This window comes from Mesobacillus sp. S13 (assembly GCF_020422885.1).
GTDB classification, from domain to species: Bacteria; Bacillota; Bacilli; order Bacillales; family Cytobacillaceae; genus Mesobacillus; species Mesobacillus selenatarsenatis_A.
Map to the genome: position 1 here is coordinate 3,419,387 of NZ_CP084622.1, position 21,225 is coordinate 3,440,611.

At 44.5% G+C, this 21,225-nt stretch carries 20 protein-coding genes; 4 read left to right on the forward strand and 16 right to left on the reverse strand.

Annotated features, from left to right (window positions below):
- Positions 1-195: 195 nt before the first annotated feature.
- Positions 196-2,466 carry a protein translocase subunit SecDF gene (secDF, locus tag LGO15_RS17550; protein WP_226085414.1) on the reverse strand — a complete coding sequence of 757 codons (2,271 nt, stop codon included), beginning with the start codon at positions 2,464-2,466 and terminating at the stop codon, positions 196-198.
- A gap of 183 nt (positions 2,467-2,649) precedes the next feature.
- Positions 2,650-2,946: a post-transcriptional regulator gene (locus tag LGO15_RS17555; RefSeq protein WP_226085415.1), complete on the reverse strand. Its 297-nt coding sequence runs from the start codon at positions 2,944-2,946 to the stop codon at positions 2,650-2,652.
- Between the two features lie 123 nt (positions 2,947-3,069).
- Between LGO15_RS17555 and spoVB the strand changes: the two genes are divergently transcribed.
- Positions 3,070-4,623, forward strand: a complete 1,554-nt coding sequence (spoVB, locus tag LGO15_RS17560) for a stage V sporulation protein B (RefSeq protein WP_226085416.1) — start codon at positions 3,070-3,072, stop codon at positions 4,621-4,623.
- A 30-nt stretch (positions 4,624-4,653) separates the two neighbouring features.
- Here spoVB and LGO15_RS17565 read toward each other — a convergent pair whose 3' ends face one another.
- Positions 4,654-5,316 (reverse strand): DUF421 domain-containing protein, encoded by a 663-nt coding sequence (locus tag LGO15_RS17565; RefSeq protein ID WP_226085417.1) that lies wholly within the window; start codon positions 5,314-5,316, stop codon positions 4,654-4,656.
- Positions 5,317-5,504: 188 nt separating this feature from the next.
- On the opposite strand from LGO15_RS17565, the gene LGO15_RS17570 reads away from it, so the two are divergent.
- Positions 5,505-5,891 (forward strand): TIGR04086 family membrane protein, encoded by a 387-nt coding sequence (locus LGO15_RS17570; protein WP_167832839.1) that lies wholly within the window; start codon positions 5,505-5,507, stop codon positions 5,889-5,891.
- 182 nt (positions 5,892-6,073) lie between these two features.
- Here the strand turns inward: LGO15_RS17570 and yajC are convergent, their stop codons facing one another.
- From yajC to nadB, 13 genes are all read right to left on the reverse strand, one after another.
- Positions 6,074-6,349: a preprotein translocase subunit YajC gene (yajC, locus tag LGO15_RS17575; protein ID WP_167832838.1), complete on the reverse strand. Its 276-nt coding sequence runs from the start codon at positions 6,347-6,349 to the stop codon at positions 6,074-6,076.
- Between the two features lie 71 nt (positions 6,350-6,420).
- Complete coding sequence (gene tgt, locus LGO15_RS17580) at positions 6,421-7,560, reverse strand: tRNA guanosine(34) transglycosylase Tgt (protein ID WP_023627168.1); 1,140 nt, start codon at positions 7,558-7,560, stop codon at positions 6,421-6,423.
- A gap of 59 nt (positions 7,561-7,619) precedes the next feature.
- Complete coding sequence (queA, locus tag LGO15_RS17585; RefSeq protein ID WP_226085418.1) at positions 7,620-8,648, reverse strand: tRNA preQ1(34) S-adenosylmethionine ribosyltransferase-isomerase QueA; 1,029 nt, start codon at positions 8,646-8,648, stop codon at positions 7,620-7,622.
- 45 nt (positions 8,649-8,693) lie between these two features.
- Positions 8,694-8,900, reverse strand: a complete 207-nt coding sequence (locus LGO15_RS17590; protein WP_167832836.1) for a DUF2905 domain-containing protein — start codon at positions 8,898-8,900, stop codon at positions 8,694-8,696.
- Positions 8,897-9,898 (reverse strand): Holliday junction branch migration DNA helicase RuvB, encoded by a 1,002-nt coding sequence (ruvB, locus tag LGO15_RS17595; RefSeq protein ID WP_167832835.1) that lies wholly within the window; start codon positions 9,896-9,898, stop codon positions 8,897-8,899. Before ruvB ends, LGO15_RS17590 begins: the two co-directional genes overlap by 4 nt.
- Before the next feature lie 66 nt (positions 9,899-9,964).
- Complete coding sequence (ruvA, locus tag LGO15_RS17600; RefSeq protein ID WP_226085419.1) at positions 9,965-10,573, reverse strand: Holliday junction branch migration protein RuvA; 609 nt, start codon at positions 10,571-10,573, stop codon at positions 9,965-9,967.
- 148 nt (positions 10,574-10,721) lie between these two features.
- Positions 10,722-11,279 carry an intercompartmental signaling factor BofC gene (locus LGO15_RS17605; protein ID WP_226085420.1) on the reverse strand — a complete coding sequence of 186 codons (558 nt, stop codon included), beginning with the start codon at positions 11,277-11,279 and terminating at the stop codon, positions 10,722-10,724.
- A 130-nt stretch (positions 11,280-11,409) separates the two neighbouring features.
- Entirely contained in the window at positions 11,410-12,108 is a 699-nt protein-coding gene (locus LGO15_RS17610) for a YhcN/YlaJ family sporulation lipoprotein (protein WP_226087926.1), read from the reverse strand.
- 112 nt (positions 12,109-12,220) lie between these two features.
- A complete protein-coding gene (locus tag LGO15_RS17615) occupies positions 12,221-13,201 on the reverse strand; it encodes an aminoglycoside phosphotransferase family protein (protein ID WP_226085421.1) in 981 nt (326 codons plus the stop codon).
- Entirely contained in the window at positions 13,191-15,170 is a 1,980-nt protein-coding gene (gene safA / locus LGO15_RS17620; protein WP_226085422.1) for a SafA/ExsA family spore coat assembly protein, read from the reverse strand. Before safA ends, LGO15_RS17615 begins: the two co-directional genes overlap by 11 nt.
- A 168-nt stretch (positions 15,171-15,338) precedes the next feature.
- Positions 15,339-16,445 carry a quinolinate synthase NadA gene (gene nadA, locus LGO15_RS17625; protein ID WP_226085423.1) on the reverse strand — a complete coding sequence of 369 codons (1,107 nt, stop codon included), beginning with the start codon at positions 16,443-16,445 and terminating at the stop codon, positions 15,339-15,341.
- A complete protein-coding gene (gene nadC / locus LGO15_RS17630; protein ID WP_226085424.1) occupies positions 16,417-17,298 on the reverse strand; it encodes a carboxylating nicotinate-nucleotide diphosphorylase in 882 nt (293 codons plus the stop codon). Before nadC ends, nadA begins: the two co-directional genes overlap by 29 nt.
- The gene (gene nadB / locus LGO15_RS17635; RefSeq protein ID WP_226085425.1) at positions 17,267-18,877 is read right to left on the reverse strand and encodes an L-aspartate oxidase; all 1,611 of its coding nucleotides are present in this window, start codon (positions 18,875-18,877) and stop codon (positions 17,267-17,269) included. The genes nadC and nadB overlap by 32 nt, the downstream gene beginning before the upstream one ends.
- 591 nt (positions 18,878-19,468) lie before the next feature.
- On the opposite strand from nadB, the gene LGO15_RS17640 reads away from it, so the two are divergent.
- Complete coding sequence (locus LGO15_RS17640) at positions 19,469-20,608, forward strand: IscS subfamily cysteine desulfurase (protein ID WP_167832827.1); 1,140 nt, start codon at positions 19,469-19,471, stop codon at positions 20,606-20,608.
- A gap of 57 nt (positions 20,609-20,665) precedes the next feature.
- Positions 20,666-21,205 (forward strand): transcription repressor NadR, encoded by a 540-nt coding sequence (locus tag LGO15_RS17645; RefSeq protein WP_167832826.1) that lies wholly within the window; start codon positions 20,666-20,668, stop codon positions 21,203-21,205.
- Positions 21,206-21,225: the final 20 nt, after the last annotated feature.

Here is a 21,225-nt window from a genome sequence, read left to right on the forward strand (position 1 = left end):
TTCGGCTTTCTTGAAACGAACATCTTTTTCCAATAGCAAAATCCCTCCCTTTGTAAAGGTTGTATGATAATCCCATGCTATTCTCAACATAGTTAGTCTGGCGGCATTCCTTTTATTTTATCCTGAAAAATGGGTGTTCTAACCAAGAATAAAAAATACCACGGAAAATTCCGTGGTATTTGGAACGTGCCTATTTTAAACTTGCGGCTCATCTGAGTAGACTTTCTTTTCCTTATAAGTCTTGATTGAGCCCTTCTTCTTAAGCTCTTTATTTTTCCATACATACCAAAGCTGTGCAGCGATGAAAATGGAGGAATACGTACCTGCAATCAGGCCAATAAGCAGAGCGAAAGAGAAATTCCAGATTGATGCACTGCCAAAGATCAACAGAGCCACGACTGTTATGACCACAGTCAGAATGGTGTTGACCGAGCGGCCAAGTGTTTGGCGAAGGGATGTATTCACGACCTCAGCAATGTCTTCTGGTGTCTTCAAGCGTCTCTTCTTCACCATGTTTTCGCGCATCCTGTCGAAGGTAACAATCGTATCATTGATCGAGTAACCTACAATCGTCAGAACGGCAGCGATAAAGGTAATATCCACTTCAAGCCTTGTTAGGCTGAATAGGACAATGATAAAGAATGCATCATGCAGAAGGGCGATGATGGCAGCCAGGGCCATATAGATTTCGAATCGGATCGTTACATAAATAATGATACCGACCGAAGCAATCGCAACAGCGATCATTGCATTTTTAGCCAATTCTTTACCGATTGTTGGTGAAACTGTACCAACATTCGGCTCAGCCCCGAATTCTTCCTTGAAGTGTGATTTAAGCTCAGAGATTTTATCTTTGGATAAAACCGTCTTAAATCTAGCGACGCCAATTTCGCTATTATCACCTGAGATGACAATATCGCTTGTTTCCAAGTCAACTTGCTTCAGTTCTTCTTTCACCTGCTCAGCTGTAAGCTTGCTGTCAGACATGACTTCTACCCTTGTCCCTGCCGCGAAATCGATTCCAAGGTTCAGGCGGAACACGAGGAGTGCAATTAAGCCAAGGCCAATCAATACAGCGGATGCCGTAAAGAACTTGTTACGGCTCTTAATGAAATCAAATCGATCGAACCTGGTTTTTAAGTCAAGAGTATCCAAACCTTCTGAAATATCATGGACTTCAGTTTGCTTCACCCCGAACAAGCCCGGCTTGTTTTTGAACAGACCGCTGTTCACAAGTAATCCTAGGAACAATCGAGCCCCGAAAACTGCAGTGATGAAGCTTGCCAGGATACTGATGATCAGCATGGTTGCAAAGCCTTTTACAGAGCTTGTACCATATGCGAATAGTACAATCGCTGCAAGCAATGTCGTAATGTTGGCATCAAAAATCGTAGACAGTGAGCCTTTGCTCCCTGCGTCGAATGCAGCTTTGATATTCCGGCCAACTTTTAATTCCTCTTTGATTCGCTCATATGTGATGATGTTTGCATCAACTGCCATACCGACCCCGAGGATCAAGGCTGCAATACCTGGCAGTGTGAGCACCCCGTTCATCCAATCGAATACTAGGAGGATGAGGTAGACATAAATAGATAATGTAACAACTGCGACAATTCCAGGGATACGGTATAAAGCCAGCATGAAGACGAAAACGGCAAGGATACCGATGATCCCAGCGTAAACCGTCTCATTTAGGGCCTGTTCCCCGAACTTCGCTCCTACAGATGTAGAGTATGTTTCTTCTAGATTAACCGGCAGTGATCCGGCGTTAAGAAGTGAAGCAAGCTGTTGTGCTTCTTCAATGGTAAAATTACCAGTGATTTCAACATTCTTTTGATTCAGGATCTTATCAACATTTGGGTTGGAAAGGAATTTAGGCTCTGGCTTCATCCTTTCTTCCTTATAGGAATCTACCCCTTCTTCGAAATCAAGCCAGATGATCAGCTGATTTTCAGGGTACATGTCACGGATTTCCTTCGTGATTTCTCCAAATTGGTCTCCATCTTTTAACGTAATCGAGATACTTGGCTTGTTCTGCTGGTCAAAGCTTTGCTTTGCACCGTTTTCTGCCAGGTCACTTCCATCCATCATCACCCGGTCGTTCACGTCACGGAATGTCAGGTGCGCTTCGGTGGATAGAATTTCACGAGCTTTATTCTGGTCTTTTACACCAGCAAGCTGAACACGGATTCTATCATCACCCTCAATTTGGATGTTCGGTTCGCTGACACCAAGCACATTCACCCTTCGTTCAAGCGCTTGTGCTGTACTCTTCAAGGTTTCCCGGTCCACTTTTTCGCCCTCTTTACCGTTTAAAGGCGTCACTTCATAAAGGACCTCAAAACCACCCTGCAGATCAAGGCCGAGCTTGATATCTTTCAATATATTCTGGGTTGTTGCACCCATGGCGCTTCCGATTAATATAACCAGCAAAAAGAAGGCCACGATGCGGCTGCGTTTTACCATTATGTATAAATCCTCCTTATTCTTCGCACAAACATGCTGCCAGACAAATTAAACAATAAGACTTAAAAAAAGACGATAGCCAATTTATAGCATTCTAATTATGTAACAGTTTAAAAAAACTGTCAATTAAGCATTTCGGTTCCTAGAAAGAATATTAGCATGACCTCATGAACAAAAGTCCCATCATTTAAGCAGCTCTTTTCGTTCTTGTTCGTCATCCATTGTAAAATCTCCTAATTTAAATGCTTCGACTGTTGTGAAATTCATGATATCGCCAATTTTGGCTGATAAGATGTCAGCTACTAATTCGTACATCTGTATTTCATCCTTCGGTTTTTTCCACTTTTTCTTCGTGAGGTAATCCCATAATTCTTTTTCACCAACTTGTTCATAACCGAATATTTTGAATTCTTCAATTTTGCTTTCCAGAGCTGGTTTTATCTGCTTATAAAACCGCCCGTAATGATGGCTTGGATTCATCCCCTAGCCTCCTCGTCCAATTTTCTAGTCTTTTAATGTTTTAACCTTGTCATGCTTTGTCCACTTTCTTGCATATAGTTAATTGTATATGAAATAAGCATTTTTGAGAAGGCAGGGAGTGGAATGTCGAAGTTTTTAAAAGGAACATTTATTTTACTTATAGCCGGGCTTGTCACGAGGGTGCTTGGTTTCATAAATCGGATTGTCATCGCTCGCTTCATCGGAGAGGAAGGTGTTGGTCTCTACATGATGGCCTTCCCTACCATGGTGCTTGTCGTGACGATTACTCAGCTGGGTCTGCCGGTTGCCATTTCAAAGAATGTGGCTGAAGCTGAAGCACGAGGCGATTTCCGGAAAATCAAGAAAATCCTTGTCGTTTCCCTTGCTACCACTATTTCTTTATCGATTATCTTTACACCGGCACTGATTCTCCTTGCTCCGTACTTATCAGAGACATTGTTCACGGACCCAAGGACGCAATGGCCGTTGCTTGCCATCGCTCCAATTGTTCCGATCGTAGCAGTATCGTCGGTTCTGCGCGGCTACTTCCAGGGAAGGCAGAATATGCGTCCTTCTGCGATATCCCAAGTGATCGAGCAGCTTGTCAGGATTACCTTGATTGCTGTACTGACAAAAACCTTTATGCCATATGGTATTGAATATGCTGCCGCTGGCGCCATGATTGCATCTGTAATAGGAGAACTAATTTCATTAATCTATTTAATGACAACCTTTAAGCTTAGGAAAAGTTTTCGCCTTCGGAAAAATTTCTTTCAATTTGTCAATTCCGGCAAATCGACTTTTAATGACCTCATGAAAATTGCGTTGCCTACTACTGGATCAAGACTGATTGGCTCTGTTTCCTGGTTCTTTGAACCAATCGTGGTGGCGCACAGCCTGGCGATTGCAGGTGTGGCTGCCGTGGCTGCCACCAAACAATATGGCGCATTGACCGGCTTCGCGATGCCATTGCTGTTATTGCCATCCTTCATCACGTATTCGTTGTCCACCTCACTGGTTCCTGCCATTAGTGAAGCAAACTCCCAAAAGAAAATGAGGGTGATTGAACATCTTTTGCAGCAATCTTTGCGGTTTTCTCTTTTAACAGGCGGCCTGGCGATTGTCGTTTTGTATGTACTGGCCGAACCGTTAATGACATTGATGTACGGCACCTCAAATGGTTCGCAATTCATCAAGCTGATGGCGCCATTCTTCTTGTTCTACTATTTCCAGGGGCCGCTTCAGGCAGCATTGCAGGCACTTGACTTGGCGAGAGCAGCGATGATCAACAGCTTGATCGGAAATCTCGCCAAGACGGCTGTCATCTTCCTGCTGGCGAGTCAGCCTGCTTTTGGGATAAATGGCGTGGCACTCGGAATGGTTATGGGAATCGTCCTCATCACCCTCCTCCATTTCGCAACAATGCTGAAGGCCGTTTCTTTCACCTTTTATGTAAAAGATTATCTAAAGGTATTGGCAGTCATCATTCTTTCGGGATCATTAGGCTTCATGCTCTGGGATTGGCTTGATGAGAATCTTTCATTGGCACTACGGATTCTTATAAATGCTGGGACTGTAAGCATCCTGTACGTTTCGCTTTCGGTAGCACTTGGCTTGATCAGGAGGAATGAGCTTTCAAGACTGAAATCTGTAGTAACATCATTTTTAAAGAGATAAGTAAAAAACGTGGACATTTCCTCCACGTTTTTATTTGTCCTTTAAATCAATATAGAATTTTCCATTTTGGTAGCTGCAAAAAGATATTTCACCTGGATCTTCATACCCCTGTTTTCTTAGCTGTTCCAGAAGCCAGGAACTCGATTTGTCAATCATTCCCAAATTGTCTTCCTGGACCTCGCCATCGATGATTAACGGAAGTGCGAGGCTGCTGCTGTCCTGCTGCCCTTCCTGTTCTCCCTGTTTCTTTTGAAAAATGGATAAGGTCCCTGATGGCTCCAAAATGGCATACTCTACATCGGCAATATCGCCTACATCCTTTTCTCGCAATTGAAGAAGCAAATCGTCAAAATTATATCTTTGCGAACGCATTGCTTTCTCATCGATTTTTCCATCATTGATAATGATTGTTGGCTTCCCATCGACTATATCCCTGAACTTTTTGCTTTTAAGAGACAGCATCGCCAATGCTATTTGAATGATGACAAATATACCGATTGGGAGAAGGGTGTTGATCAATGGATCTTTCGTATTTTCAATTGCCAACGATGACATTTCAGCAATCATGATATAGACAACCAAGTCTAGTATGCTTAATTCACCGATTTCTCTTTTACCCATTATCCGAAAAATCAACAGGATTAATAAATATAAGAAAACTGTCCTAAAAAGGATGATGAAATATTGTTCCACTTTTCCCCCCGCCCTTCACACAGCATTCCTCTTTAGTCTTTAACTTACAACTTAAAAAATACTTATCCTTTCGGTATTTTTTAACGAGATTCCTGAATAAAAACTGATTCTAATTGTCCAATTCCGTGAATATGCTTGTACTAGGCAATTCTCGTTTAGAGGGATTAGATCAGAGAGGAGAGGGGTTAATGGAGTCCAAAAGTTTAGGAAGGGCCGTCCTGTACGGGGTGATCGCCATATTTCTTCTGGCAATCGTAAGCAGTTTGATATTTTCTCTTCTTTTAAAGTTCACTTCCGTCCAGGAATCTTCACTTCAGTACGTCATGACATCCATTTCTTTTTTATCCATTTTCATTGGCGGCTTTATCACTGGCGGGAACGGAAAAGAAAAAGGCTGGATGATTGGAGGAGCTACAGGCCTGGTATATTCTTTAATTATTTTCCTGTTCCAATACTTGGGTTATGACAGCCTGTTTTCAGTTGAACAAATCATCTATCATATCTGCTATATTCTCACAGCAATGATGGGCGGCATCCTCGGTGTAAACATCGTCGGCGGGCCATCGAAGGCATAAAAAAAGAAGCGAACCGAGTTCGCTTCTTTTTTCGTTTGTAAAAATTTATACTTCGATAATTGTCCAGCTCCAGTGCCTAGCCTCTCGAGTCGTTTCGGTCCGCCCAATGAAGTCAAAGAACGATTTCACCGGTCGGCCCTCCAACGCTTGTCAGGGCTGACCAAGGCGCTTCCGCTTTTCGTTTATACTCCTGCTGCTGATTCTCTGACGTCGCGGATTGCCGCGCGGTCATATGTAAGACGGCTTCCGTCTCCACATTTGATGACAACAGTGCCTTCATCAAGTGCGTCGACGATTCCATGCAAACCGCCAATCGTTACTACCTTATCACCTTTTGCAAGATCACTCTGCATTTGCTGAACCGCTTTCTGCCTCTTTTGCTGAGGGCGGATCAACAAGAAATAGAATAGTACAAACATCAGCAATAGCGGGAATACTGTACCTACTAATCCTTCCATTCATTTCCCCTCCTTTCATGTCATAAGCTGTTGACGCTCTGCGAGAACAGCCTTATTAAAAAGCAGTTTATTTAGAAGTTTTTGGCATTCGGCTTATTGTAGCCATATTGCTCAAAGAACTCTTCTCTAAAGTCCCCCAGACGGTCTTCACGGATTGCCTGTCTGACCTGCTCCATTAATTTTAGCAGAAAATAGAGATTATGGTAAGAAGTAAGTCGAATTCCAAACGATTCATCCGTTTTAATTAAGTGTCGGATATACGCCCTGCTGTAATTTTTGCATGTATAGCAATCGCAGTTCGGATCCAGTGGTCCAAAGTCACGCGCAAATTTTGCGTTCTTGACGACCAATCTTCCCTCACTCGTCATCAATGTGCCATTCCTGGCAATACGAGTTGGAAGTACACAATCGAACATATCGATTCCACGGATGGCACCATCAATCAATGAATCTGGTGAACCTACTCCCATTAGATAGCGTGGCTTGTCCGTTGGCAGCCATGGTGTAGTGAATTCCAGCACTCTGTCCATGACATCCTTCGGTTCGCCGACTGAAAGTCCGCCAACTGCGTAACCTGGGAAGTCCATAGAAACAAGATCCTTTGCGCTCTGCTTTCTTAATTCTTCATATTCCCCGCCCTGGACGATCCCGAACAATCCCTGGTCCTGTGGACGCTGATGAGCTGTAAGGCAACGCTCTGCCCAACGAGAGGTACGCTCTACTGATTTTTTCATGTAATCATATTCAGCAGGGTATGGAGGACATTCATCGAACGCCATCATGATATCTGAACCTAGAGCGTTCTGGATTTCCATTGCCTTTTCCGGTGACAGGAATAACTTGTCCCCATTTAAATGGTTGCGGAAATGGACGCCTTCTTCTTCGATCTTTCTGAACTCGCTCAAGGAAAATACCTGGAAACCACCTGAATCAGTAAGGATGGCACGGTCCCAGTTCATGAATTTATGCAGGCCGCCTGCTTCCTTGACGATTTCGTGTCCCGGCCTAAGCCACAGATGATAGGTATTGCTCAGGATGATTCCCGCACCCATCTGCACCAGTTCCTCGGGTGACATTGTTTTGACGGTTGCCAGTGTACCAACGGGCATGAAGACAGGAGTTTCAAAAGAACCGTGTGGTGTATGGACACGTCCAAGCCTTGCTCCTGTCTGCTTACAGGTTTTAATTAATTCATAACGGATTGCTGACAATGTTTAAGCTCCTTCCAGAAGTCCAACTTCAATTATGTGTTTATTTTACAATGACAGAACTATAAAATCAGCATCGCATCGCCGAAGCTGAAAAAACGATACCGTTCTTCTACCGCTTTATTATAGGCATTCAGGACATTTTCCCGTCCAGCCAGAGCACTTACAAGCATGATCAATGTCGACTTTGGCAAGTGGAAATTCGTAATCATCCCGTCAATTGCCTTAAATTCATATCCAGGATAAATGAAGATATTCGTCCAGCCATTTTCAGAGACAAATTTACCATCATTGGCAGTTGCAATCGTCTCCAGGGTCCTTGTCGAAGTGGTCCCAACCGTGATGATGCGGCCACCTTGCTCGCGGACTGTATTTAACAGCAATGCCGTTCCTTCAGTCACCTGGTAAAATTCAGAGTGCATATCGTGTTCCTCAATGGAATCCACACTGACAGGCCTGAAGGTTCCCAGCCCGACATGAAGGGTAATGAAGGCGATATGGACGCCCATCTCCTTTAGTTCTTCCAGCAATTCCTCGGTAAAATGCAAGCCTGCGGTCGGAGCTGCCGCCGAACCTCTTTCCCTTGCGAACACAGTCTGGTATCTGTCCTTATCCTCCAGCTGCTCCTTAATATAAGGAGGCAGAGGCATTTCTCCCAGCTGTTCAAGCACTTCATAAAAGATGCCGCTATATGAAAACTTAAGATTCCTGCCACCGTGTTCTGCTTCTCCGGTGCATTCTGCAGTTAATAGGCCGTCACCAAAAATAATTTTCGTGCCTTCCTTCACTCTCTTTGCTGGTTTCACAAGTGTTTCCCACTCATCTCCCTCAAGCTGCTTCAGAAGAAGAACTTCAATTTTAGCACCCGTGTCCTCTTTCATGCCAAAAAGCCTTGCCGGAAGAACTTTCGTGTCATTCAGGACGAGGCAATCACCTGGTTTAAGATAGCTTTTGATATTCTTGAAAATATCATGTTCTAAATGGCCTGATTCTTTATTTAATACCATCAGCCTGCTTTCCGCTCTTTGTTCAAGCGGAGTCTGGGCAATCAGTTCCTCTGGTAAATGGAAATCAAACAAATCTACTTTCATGTTGTCACCCTTACTAAGTTTCTATTTATTTTGTACATGAACCAATCATCTGAATCGGCCCATAAAGTAAAAGATTGCCGATAGGATGATGCTAGCCAGAATTGACGTTACAATGGGGAAGTAAAAGGTTGTATTGCCTTTTTTAATGACGATGTCTCCTGGCAGTCTTCCCAAATTGACAAACTGCATGATGAACCCAATGACAAAAATCACTGCACCGGCGATCATCACAAACTTGGCTGCACCCGTCATCGTTCAGGCACCTCCATTTTGAAATGTCGGTATACGGCCTCCGTTACAATTCTTCCCCTAGGAGTCCTTTGCAAAAACCCGATCTGCAATAGATATGGTTCGTATACATCTTCAATTGTCTGGGATTCCTCTCCGATGGTTGCGGAGATCGTCTCTAAACCGACAGGGCCTCCACGGTATTTTTCAATGATGCCCTTCAGCAATTTATGGTCTATATGGTCAAGACCCAGGGTGTCAACCTGCATCAGTTCCAAAGCTTCCTGGGCAAGAGTTTCCTCTACAGCACCATTTCCGCGCACCTGAGCAAAGTCGCGCACTCTCTTCAAGAGGCGGTTTGCAATCCTCGGTGTGCCTCGGGACCTTCTCGCCAGCTCCTGAGCGGCAGGCCAGTCAATGTCGGTTTCCAAAAGCTCAGCCGTTCTGACGACAATATCAGTTAGCTGTTTCTCATTATAGTATTCCAAACGACTCAGAACTCCAAACCTGTCTCTTAATGGAGCTGACAGCGAACCAGCACGAGTAGTTGCACCAACAAGCGTGAACGGCGGAAGGTCAAGCCGGACTGACCGGGCACTTGGCCCTTTACCGATGACAATATCAAGGCAGAAGTCTTCCATAGCAGGATAGAGTACTTCCTCGATCGTTCTTGGGAGCCTATGAATTTCATCTATGAACAGGACATCGCCCGGTTCCAATGCCGTTAAGATGGCTGCCAGGTCACCAGGCCTCTCTATGGCCGGTCCTGAAGTCGTCCTAAGGTTGACGCCCATTTCATTGGCGATGATGGCTGCCAGTGTCGTCTTGCCCAGACCAGGAGGTCCGTAGAGCAACACATGATCCAACGTTTCCCGCCTCATTTTGGCGGCTTCAATGAATACCTCAAGATTTGCTTTCACTTTATCCTGGCCAATATATTGCCTGAGTGTCTGCGGACGCAGGCTCTGCTCAAATGAAACATCCTGGTCGCCCGCTTCACTGGAGATGATTCGTTCTTCCATCAGTTTCTCACCCTTCTAATAAGCTGATTGACCGACTTAATCGTATCAGTCTATTTTAACTCAGCATTATCGTAATAGCTTCTGTAATGCTTTCTTGATATATTGATCCGTCGTCAATGTTTCCTTCTTTAACTCAGGAGTGATTTTGCGTATTTCCTTTTCAGAGTAACCAAGTGCCTTGAGTGCCAACACCGCCTCATCAAATTCGGTAGACTGGCTTATGGTTGCTGCTACCTCGTCCGCATTGAACAGATTAGGGAAATAGTCTGGAACAAGGTCATGCAGTTTTCCCTTCAAATCAAGGATCATTTGCCTGGCAGTCTTCTTGCCTACACCAGGGAATTTGACCAGGAACGTTTCGTCTTCATTTTCGATTGCCTGAACCACTTGACCGGGTTCTCCTGACGCCAGGATGGCCAAGGCCCCTTTCGGACCGATTCCCGAAACATTCAGCAGCCTTGTGAAAAGTGCCTTTTCTTCTCGATTCTTAAATCCATAAAGAGCGATGAGATCTTCACGGACATAATGATATGTATAAATACAAATCTCTTTCCCTGCTTCTTTTGTAAAGACAAATGGGTTTGGTGTCATAATCTGGTATCCAATCCCGCTGTTTTCAATCACTATATATTCAGGACCGACGAAATCGACGGTACCTTTTATGAATTCATACAATACTCTCGCCCCTCTGCTTTGCTGTAACTCATTTTAACATACTCCTTTTATAGGTATGAATAAAAATATGCGAAAAGGCGAACGTATGTACATTTTTTTTAGAAAGCTGACCTTTCTGAAAACCTCTAGAAACACAAATAAGAGCCAGTCAGCCCGGCTCTTCACTGTTTTCAATCACTGTATAGGGTTTAAAAGTCTCCAATACCTCTTCATAACACTGCTTATTGCGGATTGGTATACCCTTTTTCAATTGATCTCGTTTTATACTTTCAAGTCTGCCAAGGTCAATCTGAAAGAAAGATTGAATAATATTCGAACCTTCAGGTCTCCCATTAAAGATTGTAAGGACCCCTTCATCCGATAAACCGAAATAACCATTTGCCTTCAATAGCGGCGAAATATCATCATATTCCTGCCTGAACACCGCCTTATTGGCTTCCATGTCGACTAGCTGCCATTCGTCATATTTGGCCCAGAAGTCCTCCATGGACCAAATGGTTTCCACAATCCGTTCCTCACTCATTTCACCATCCAGATAGACTCTTTGCAAAATGATGGTGACTTTTAGAGGTTCGCTTTCCTCGACTGATTCTTCAGGCTTCTCAGCAAAAACCGGCTCTGTCTGAAGTACTAAACTGTATCCCGATAGACTGATTAGGAGAATAACAGCTGAGCTTAATACTTTTAATAATTTGATTGAAGCCATTGCTGTCCACCTCTCTTATTTGCTAAAATTTGTTCTTTTTCACTAATAGTGTAGCCAAAATAAACTTATTTATCCTTTAAATAAATACATGAAAATAGAAGGCAAGAGGTTACTCTGCCTTCTATTTTGATTAAGGATTGAAGTTGATGCTTTCCCTTGGATTTCCATTTCGCCGGTCATAGTCTATATTCCTTGATCTGCTGAAGGTACCTTCATCCTCAATGACACGGAGCACCCTGCCTTCCGTATATGGAAGGACAGCCTTTTTGATTTTCTTGTCTGTCTGTTTTTTCTGTGACTTGTCCTTATAGCTGACTGTTATTTCTACTTCCCTGCCGAATAAAACAGATCTTACCTTGTCGACATTCTCGACCGATTCAGCTGCAATCCCGACTTTCCGGGCCATTTCGTTATCTTGTTCGTTGTTCGAATAGATCCTTGCCTTGCCGCTGCCTCTATGCTCGCTCAAATGTCCATGGTAATTCAAATCGCCGCGGCTGTATTTATTATCCCTCTGAAAAAAGTTATGGTCATGATCTGAACGCGGGATAGTTGGATTTGGAGGGTTGCCGTTTTCATCTCTGGACTGCAGCATCGCCCGTTTCCGATTCTCTCCGGCTAGACCCTCCTTACCAAAATTGTGGTCAAAAATTTCCGTGATTCCACCTTCCCGGTCATCCATCACGTCTATTTCATTTCCTTTTTCATTCGAGTAATAGCCAAGTGGCTGCCCACGGTCGGCATTCCTGTCCTGGATAGCGGCATCATTATTTTCATTACAAGCCGCCAGCCCGATCGTAAGAAGGGAAGCTATAGGTAAGAACAACATCCTGTTCAATCAAAAAACCCCCATCCTAGCTATAATGAGCACTTTACATGCTCATTATTAGAGTGCGGATGGGGACAGATTTTCATTCTGACAGATACGTCCAAAATCTAACCTAAAAACCAAGTCTTGCTTTCACATCCTCCTGGAATTGTGTCCTTTGCTGAAACTGGCTGACAGTCATTTCCACGATTGGTGCCAGGCTATACGGATTTAAATGATTTCGATCTCTCACTAAGCGGTTCCACTCCCTTAAAATATCAGCAGGGTACAGAAGCCCGAAGAGGAAAGCCTCAGAATCCAGCCATTTGTTCAAATGTTTTATTTTTACCAGTGATTCAAACTGCCAATCCAAAAAAGGCAGAATCCGATTGGCATACTGCAGCATATCATATGCTCTTGACCCAGAGCTGATTAAATCAAAATCAATGATCATCAGCTTTCCTGCCTTTGAGCGCAAAAAATTGTGATGGGCCACATCCCCGTGGAGGATGGCAGGAGACTCTGTCTCAAGCTCTTTTTTCAAGTCCGCAAAATTCCTCAGGGATAAATCCGCCCATTCCAGCAGTTTTTCGGTAATGCCCTTATTTATATAGCCACTAACGATTGGAAGGTTTTTCGTGAATTCAGTCTTTCGATGCAACCACTTTCTCGCTAAATCCGTTTTCGGAAGCATTCCTGCATAAGAGGGGTGGAGAACCGTGGTATAGTCATGGAATCTATTCAGCAATTCAACTCCTTCAGCCCTGTCTGATGGCATTCCATAATTGAAAGGCTTCTCATGATGCTCAATAAATTCTATACATCCATAGAATGATCCTTCAAAATGAAGAGGATCTTTATCTTGATTATAAAACCGGTAAGATTGATCAAAACCAGATTTTCTTAAAGATGAAGCGAATGCTTCTTGAATCTTTAATTTTCGAATGTCTTTATACCCTTTTAAAATAAACCGCTGCTTACTTGTTTCAACGAGATAAACATTCCCGCGCAATTGGGTCATTTCTTTGATTTCATCTTCAATTTTCCTGGTTAAATAAGAGAAGAGACGATTGAAAAAGTAATCGTCTCCCCCTCGGTTGATGTTAATATTCATTGCTCTCTTCATCTTCGAACCGAGGCATCGGCATACCATAACCTCCGCCCATTGGACCTGCTCCGTAAGGATTCATGAACCCTTGCGGACCCATGCCCATCTGATACCCCTGGTGCGGATGCAGCTGCATGCCTGGAGCTCCCGGATAGCCTTGATGCATCATGTGGTGAGGGTGGTGCATTCCTGCTCCCATCATACCGTAAGGAGCACCGCCTCCGCAGCCACAATCTGTTCCTGCGCCCTGGACTGCCTGCTTAGGCATCATTGGAGGCTGCATCATACCACCGACTTGTGGCATTTTGTTATCCATCATGCCTCCTACCTGCGGGTATTGATTATCCATCATACCCCCTACCTGCGGGTATTGATTATCCATCATACCTCCGACTTGCGGCATCTGGTTTTCCATCATGCCTCCGACTTGCGGCATCATCGGCATTTGTCCTTGCATCATTCCGCCCACCTGTGGCATTTGATGCGGCATCTGATTTCCCATCATTCCGCCTACTTGCGGCATCATTGGCATCTGACCTTGCATCATTCCTCCCACCTGTGGCATTTGATGCGGCATCTGATTCTCCATCATTCCGCCTACTTGTGGCATCATTGGCATCTGCCCCTGCATCATTCCTCCCACCTGTGGCATTTGATACGGCATCTGATTTTCCATCATTCCGCCTACTTGTGGCATCATTGGCATCTGGTTATCCATTATTCCGCCTACCTGCGGCATCTGAGGCATTGGCATTTCCGAAGATTCGTCATCCATCATACCTCCCACCTGTGGCATTTGCTGATTATCCATCATACCTCCCACCTGTGGCATTTGATTATCCATCATTCCGCCAACTTGTGGTTGCATTGGCATCTGATCCTCCATCGCACCTGCTACCTGAGGCATGTATGGCATCTGTTGCGGATATCCCTGCTCATACGGCGGGCAGTAGCCTGGTCCAGGCATTACCGGCGAAATTGGCATACCATGGAAGACAGGACCTGTCATTTGTGGAGAAACTTGATGAGGCATATTTTCCATAGCCGGGCTCAACGGCATTTGCATGTTCGCAAAGGATGATGATTCGATATCTTCTGCAGGCAAAGCCATGTTCGGCATCATCCCTGGATATTGTGAAGCTCCCTGTACCTGTGGATAAGGCATTTGCTGGGCTCCTGGATAGCCATATGCTGGGCCTGACATGGAAGGCGCCCCTGGATAACTGTTATAAGGGTAAGGGATCATTGGCTGCTGGTAACCTCCTTGAATGAATGGCATCATGGATGGTGATTCATCCATAAAATCATTCTTTTCAATTTTAATTTCTGGTTTAATTTCATGTTTCACATTTGGTTTCATCTCAGTTTTCGGCAGCTGCGGTTTTACCTCTGGTTTCATTTCTGGCTTTACCTGCTGCTTTACAGGAGCTTTGACTTCTGGCTTTACCTCTGGTTTGACTTCAGGGAAAATATTATCTGGTTTAGGCGGCAGCTTGGGTTGTGCTTTTGGTTGCGCTTTTGGCTGGGGTTTTGGCTGCGGCGGCATCTGCATATTAGCCATATTCATCATATAGTAATTGTTGATGTCAATCTCAGGTTTAATCTGTACTGGCATCTTCGGTTTATATGGTTTAACTGGCTCTTCCTTTGGAACAGGTTTAGGCATTTCCTTTTTCGGCTGTTCCTTAATTGGAGCTTCTTTCTTCACTTCTGGCATTGGCATTGGTTTCTCTTTGGCAATCGGCATTTCCTTTTTGCCACCCATATTGATTTTTGCTTGAGGCGTTCCACCTGCGATTGGAGCTTCTTTTTTTACTGTTCCTCCAGCAGTTGGAACTTTTATTTTCATACCGGGCATAATCATATCAGGGTTGCTGAGCTGCGCATTCATCTTTTTCAGCTCTTCAAAGTTCACGCCGTACTTCTTGGCGATCTTCCAAAGAGTATCCCCTTTCTGTACGATATGGATTTTCACTCTGATTCCCTCCTATGGCATAAGTCCATATATTCTATGTTGGTGTGGGCAAATTGCTAACAATCTTCAAAAAAACTTATGCTTCTATGTAAATAATTATGTTTTTCAGGGGGAGATTAAGCTTTTCCCATAAAAAAAATCCTCCCCAAACCTGGGAAGGATTTATGATTATGATTGTTCAAGCATACGGTTCAGCGCAAGCTTTGCGTTATAGGAAGTATCTTCATCCACTTTTATCAGATTGATTTCCTGCCCCTGGTAAACACTATCCAGACTCCAGGCAAGATGCTGCAGGTCAATCCTGTTCATTGTCAGGCATGGGCACATATGAGGGTTCAACGAAATGATCTTCTTATCAGGATGCTGTGAAATCAGGCGGTTTACCAAATTCATTTCTGTCCCTACCGCCCAGGATGAACCGGCAGGAGAAGCTTCGATGTTTTCAATAATATAATTTGTAGAACCAGCCATATCAGAAAGACCAACAACCTCACGCGTGCATTCAGGATGGACAATGATTTTCATGTCCGGGTAGGTGATGCGGACTTGGGCGATATTTTCCACTGTGAAATTCTCGTGAACGGAGCAATGTCCTTTCCAAAGGATTACCTTCACATTTTCAAGCGGGCCATCATACTCAAGAATGTTGTCAATCGGATTATAAACGGCCATTTCGTCCAGGCCGATTCCAATGTTAAAAGCTGTATTCCTTCCTAAATGCTGGTCTGGAAGGAAGAGCAGACGTTCTTTTTTTGAAAAAGCCCAGCGTACCATTTTTTCTGCGTTGGAGGACGTTACGGTCGCACCGCCATTTTCTCCGACAAAGGATTTAATGGCTGCTGTCGAGTTCACGTATGTCAACGGCAAAATGGTGTCGCCGAACAAGACCTGAAGGTACTCCCATGCCCTTTCGGTTTGATATATATCTGCCATATCCGCCATCGAACAGCCAGCTCTCATATCTGGCAGATAGACCTTCTGTTTTTCAGTTGTTAGAATATCTGCGGTCTCCGCCATGAAGTGGACTCCGCAGAAAACAATATGCTCGGCTTCCCTGTTATCCGCAGAAAGCTGGGCAAGCTTCAAAGAATCACCTGTCGCATCGGCAAATTGGATGACTTCATCTTTTTGATAATGATGACCGGGTATGAACAGTTTCTTACCCATTTTTGCCTTGATGTCCCTGATCATGCTCTCGAGCTCATTGTTGGACATATTCCTGTATTTCTCTGGAAGCATCTTCGATTTAGCTTCGAGCGTCTCCAATATATTCATACTCTACATCTCCTTTCGTATCTGCCATCACTTTTGCGCTAATATCCAAAGATTTTACGGAATGGGTAAGGAACCCAAGCGAAATATAGTCCACACCGCAATCACTGTAGCTTTGGAGGTTATCGAGGGTGATGCCCCCAGATGCCTCTGTCAAAATTCCTGCTGGCACATTATGGATCCAATCCTTGATCTGGTCAGGGTGTCTATTATCGAACATGATGCAGTCAACATTTGCTTCAATCGCTTCAAGAAGCTGGTCCTTCGTTTCAATCTCGACCTCTACCTTCACCATATGCCCAAGGTTCGATCTCACGGCATTTACTGCATGGCTGATCGAGCCTGCAAAAGAGATGTGATTATCCTTGATCATCACGGCATCATACAACCCATATCGATGATTGAAGCCGCCTCCGCAGCGTACTGCATACTTTTCAAGCATCCTGAGGCCCGGAGTCGTTTTACGTGTGTCACAGATTCTTGTTTTCGTGCTGTTCAGCACGGAGACAGCTTCATTGGTTTTCGTCGCGATCCCGCTCATCCGCTGTACAAGATTTAAGACGACCCTCTCCGCTTTAAGCAGGTCTGAAACCCTGCCGGTGATTAAGGCTAGTTCCTGGCCCTTGGAGACTTTCTCGCCATCTTTTACATTCAGGATGATTTGACTGTTTTCATCCAGCAGCTTGAATCCTGTTTGGATGATTTGTTCCCCGCAGAAAATACCGTCATCCTTAGCGATCAACACCATGCTTCCTTTGTTTTCTTTTCCGAAAATCAGTTCACTGGTGACATCGCGTTCACCTATATCTTCAATAAAAAATTGTTCAAGTAGCAAGCGCAGTTTGATTGTATTCATGCTTACCATCCTTTACTTTTTTTCGTTGATGGATGATTTGTTTTTTCATCCAATTGGCGTTATCCTCAAGCGGGAAATCTTCTCGGTAGTGCCCGCCTCTGCTTTCTGTCCTTTCCAAAGCCGACTTTGTGATCAAAGTAGCGGTGATGTACATGAACAGCCTGTTTAATTCTGATGGCTGCATGTGGTCCAACCCAGCCTCTAGCCATTCTTCCATGTTGAACTGGGCAAGCCACTCACCCTGTTTCATCAGCCATTCTTTTGATCTTACAATACCTGCTCTGTCCATCATTGTTTGTTTCAGCATGGCGATGTCAGGAAGTTCACCGCAGGATAATCGGTGATTACGCTTATCTGTAAAACTTTTACCGGAATGGTTATAGACCTTCCATTCTTGCTCTTTTGCTGCAGGATGGCTGTTGATCCACTCCGCAAGGTTTCCGCCAACAAACATACCTTCTAATAAGGAATTGCTCGCCAGTCTATTTGCACCGTGAATACCTGTACATGCCGCTTCTCCAATTGCATACAATCCTGGTATACTGGTCCTGCCCTGCAAGTCCGTCTTGATTCCGCCCATGATAAAATGGCTCCCAGGGACGACGGGTATCAGTCCTTTTTCAATATCAATCCCATGCTCTGCACACAGGCTGCTGATCGTCGGAAACCTGATGCCGAAATCCCGGAGGTTGGTAATATCTAAAAAGATTTGAATTCCTCTTCGCAAATAATCATAAATTGTCTGGGATACAATATGCCGTGGTGCCAGGTCCTTCAGCGGATGTACTCCATCCATGATCCGCTTTCCCTCTGCAGTCACAAGCACGGCTCCTTCGCCTCGTACGGCTTCTGAAATAAGCCCTTTCGTCTTTCCATCTACATAAAGAAGCGTAGGGTGAAATTGGATGAACTCCATATCGGCCAGCTCTGCACCTGCTCTATAGGCCAGCGCCATTCCATCCCCGGTTGCCGTCTCGGCATTCGAAGTGAGGCTGAAAATCTGACCGCACCCCCCTGTAGCAAGGACAATATGGTGCGCCAAATATTCTGCATTCCTACCATCCGCCAGCTTCGCCTTCACTCCGATACATCGCGTTTCCTCACTGTTTAAAATCAGTTCATAAACAAATGTGGATTGTTCTATTGAAACACTGGCATCCAAATCTGACCTCAAAAAGTCGACCATATGCTTACCAGTCGCATCCCCGCCGCTGTGGACAATCCTCTTTTCACTATGTGCGCCTTCCATTCCCAGAAGCAATTTCCCATTTCCATCCTCATCAAAGCGACAGCCTGATAGCCATAAGCCTTTTATCAATTCCGGCGCTTTTTTGGTCATTTCAAATACAGCTGCTGCGTTATTATGGTGAGCTCCGGCCTCTAATGTGTCGAGATAATGGAAGTACGGGTCATCACTCGGAGAAACCGCCGCCGCAACTCCTCCCTGTGCGAGATAAGAATTGCCCGCTGTCATTTCATCCTTTGTGAGAATTATCACATTTAATTCCTTTGATAATTTATTGGCCAATTGCAATGCGGCAATGCCGCTGCCAACAATGATGACATCTGATTGATTCATATTTTGATAGCCTCCTGGATTAACAGGTGTCTTGACATATATATTTACACAGTTTTACACTGTTGACAAGAACTTTTATTTTTTATAGTTATTGTGCGATTTTTATCCAGTGTTTGTATTGGATTTGCTTTGACAGTGGTTCAATTGACAGCCTGGTTTTTGAATCCATTTTCGAATGTTATGTTACCGGTTTTCTTCTCATAGACTAAGACCGGGTATTTATTCAGGCTTTATGTGACCGGTTTTTCTCTCACTGCCAGAAACAGAGAACATATCCAGGTTTTATGTGGCCGGTTTTCTCTCACTGCTAGAAACCGGGAACATATCCAGGTTTTATGTGACCGGTTTTTCTCTCACTGCTAGAAACCGGGAACATATCTAGGTTTTATGTGACCGGTTTTTCTCTCACTGCTAGAAACCGGGAACATATCTAGGTTTTATGTGACCGGTTTTTCTCTCACTGCTAGAAACCGGGAACATATCCCACGGACAGAAACCGGGAACATTTTATGACCCTGATTCTCTTCTTGAAAAGAGAATGGGAAACATATTGAAGTGTATAGTACCAAAATTCAAACTAGGAGCGAACCTATGAAATATTTCGACTACGCGGCAACTTGCCCGCTTGACCGGGACGCGGCCAATATTTTCATTGAAGCGTCTACAAAGTACTTTGGAAATAGCCAGAGTATTCATGAAGCCGGCAGTGCAGCTGCCAATCTCCTCGAGAGCTGCAGGCAGGAATTTTCGCGCCTGCTGGGTGTCGAAGAAGCGGGGATTTATTTTACAAGCGGAGGTTCTGAAGCGAATTATCTTGGCATCATGGCCCTCCTCTCTGCTAAAAAGAAACAAGGAAATCATATTATTACCGGGGCCGCTGAACATTCTTCTGTCTATAATCTGATGAAAAAGCTTGAAAAAGAGGGATGGGATATCACCTACCTGCCATTGAACAACAACGGCAAAATAGAGTTTGCCAGTTTTACAGAAGCTGTCAGGCCGGATACTGTGCTTGTTTCAATCCAGCATGGTAACCCGGAAATCGGGACTCTCCAGCCGGTAAAAATCATCGCAGAATACTGCTCCTCTAAAGATATCCTGATTCATACTGATTGCGTGCAAACCTTCGGAAAAATCCCAACAGCGGCGCTGGCACACACAGTAGATGCCCTGTCCATTTCCGGCCATAAATTTTACGGACCAAAAGGAACCGGAGTGGCTTATGTCAATCCGAAGCTTGCCCTAAGGCCATACATTGAAGGAACTGTGCACGAAAAGGGCTTCAGGCCTGGCACGGTGAATGTACCAGGAATCGCTGCCATGACAGCTGCAGCGCAAAAAGCGCAATCCCTCATGGCAGCTGAGTCAGAAAGAATAAGTAAGCTCAGGTCGGCTTTCATTGAAACCTTTAAAGATGCCAAAGACTCATTCGAGATTTTCGGCTCTGAAGGAAAGGAACAACTCCCAGGAATCCTCGGAATGGGGATTAAAGGCATCGAGGGGCAATTGGTTCTGCTAGAATGCAACTCCAGAGGGCATGCAATTTCAACGGGAAGTGCTTGTCATACGGGGATGCTGTCGCCTGCGAAGACGATGTCTGCGATGGGAATCATCGGAAAAGAGGCAAAGGAATTTTTCAGGATTTCATTCGGGAGGGGAACTAGTCAGGAGGATGCAGTCGAACTTGCGAAAATTCTTGCTGCTATCACGAAACAGGTCCCGGCCGTTTAACTTCAAGCTGTTTTTATGGTAAAATTCTCGAATGAAGAAGTCGAAGGAGAGATCGGTATGAAGGAACCTACGAAAATTCTCGGAGATGAACGCCGGGCCTATATCCTAAAGCGCCTGCAGGAAAGCAGTGAACCTATTACTGGAGGTGACCTTGCGACCATCACGAATGTAAGCAGACAGGTCATTGTTGGCGATATCACCTTGCTTAAAGCTAAAAACGAGCCTATCATTGCGACCAGTCAGGGATATCTCTATATGCATGCCTCCCGTCCTACTGCAGCGGAAAGGACCATTGCCGTTTCCCACGGCCCGGAAAGGACAGAAGAAGAACTCCTGCTTCTTGTTGATCAAGGTGTCACAGTTAAGGACGTAAAAATCGAGCATCCCGTGTATGGGGATTTGACTGCATCCATCATGGTCTCAAACCGGAACGAAGTAAAACAGTTCATGGAAAAAATCAGAGCAACTAATGCCGCTTACTTATCAGAGTTAACAGGCGGAATCCATCTGCACACGATCTCCGCTCCGACGGAAAAAGCGCTAGATGAAGCAGAAGAAACGCTTAGAAAAGAAAAATTATTAATCGACCTGGAATAGAATGCAAAAAGATCCATCAC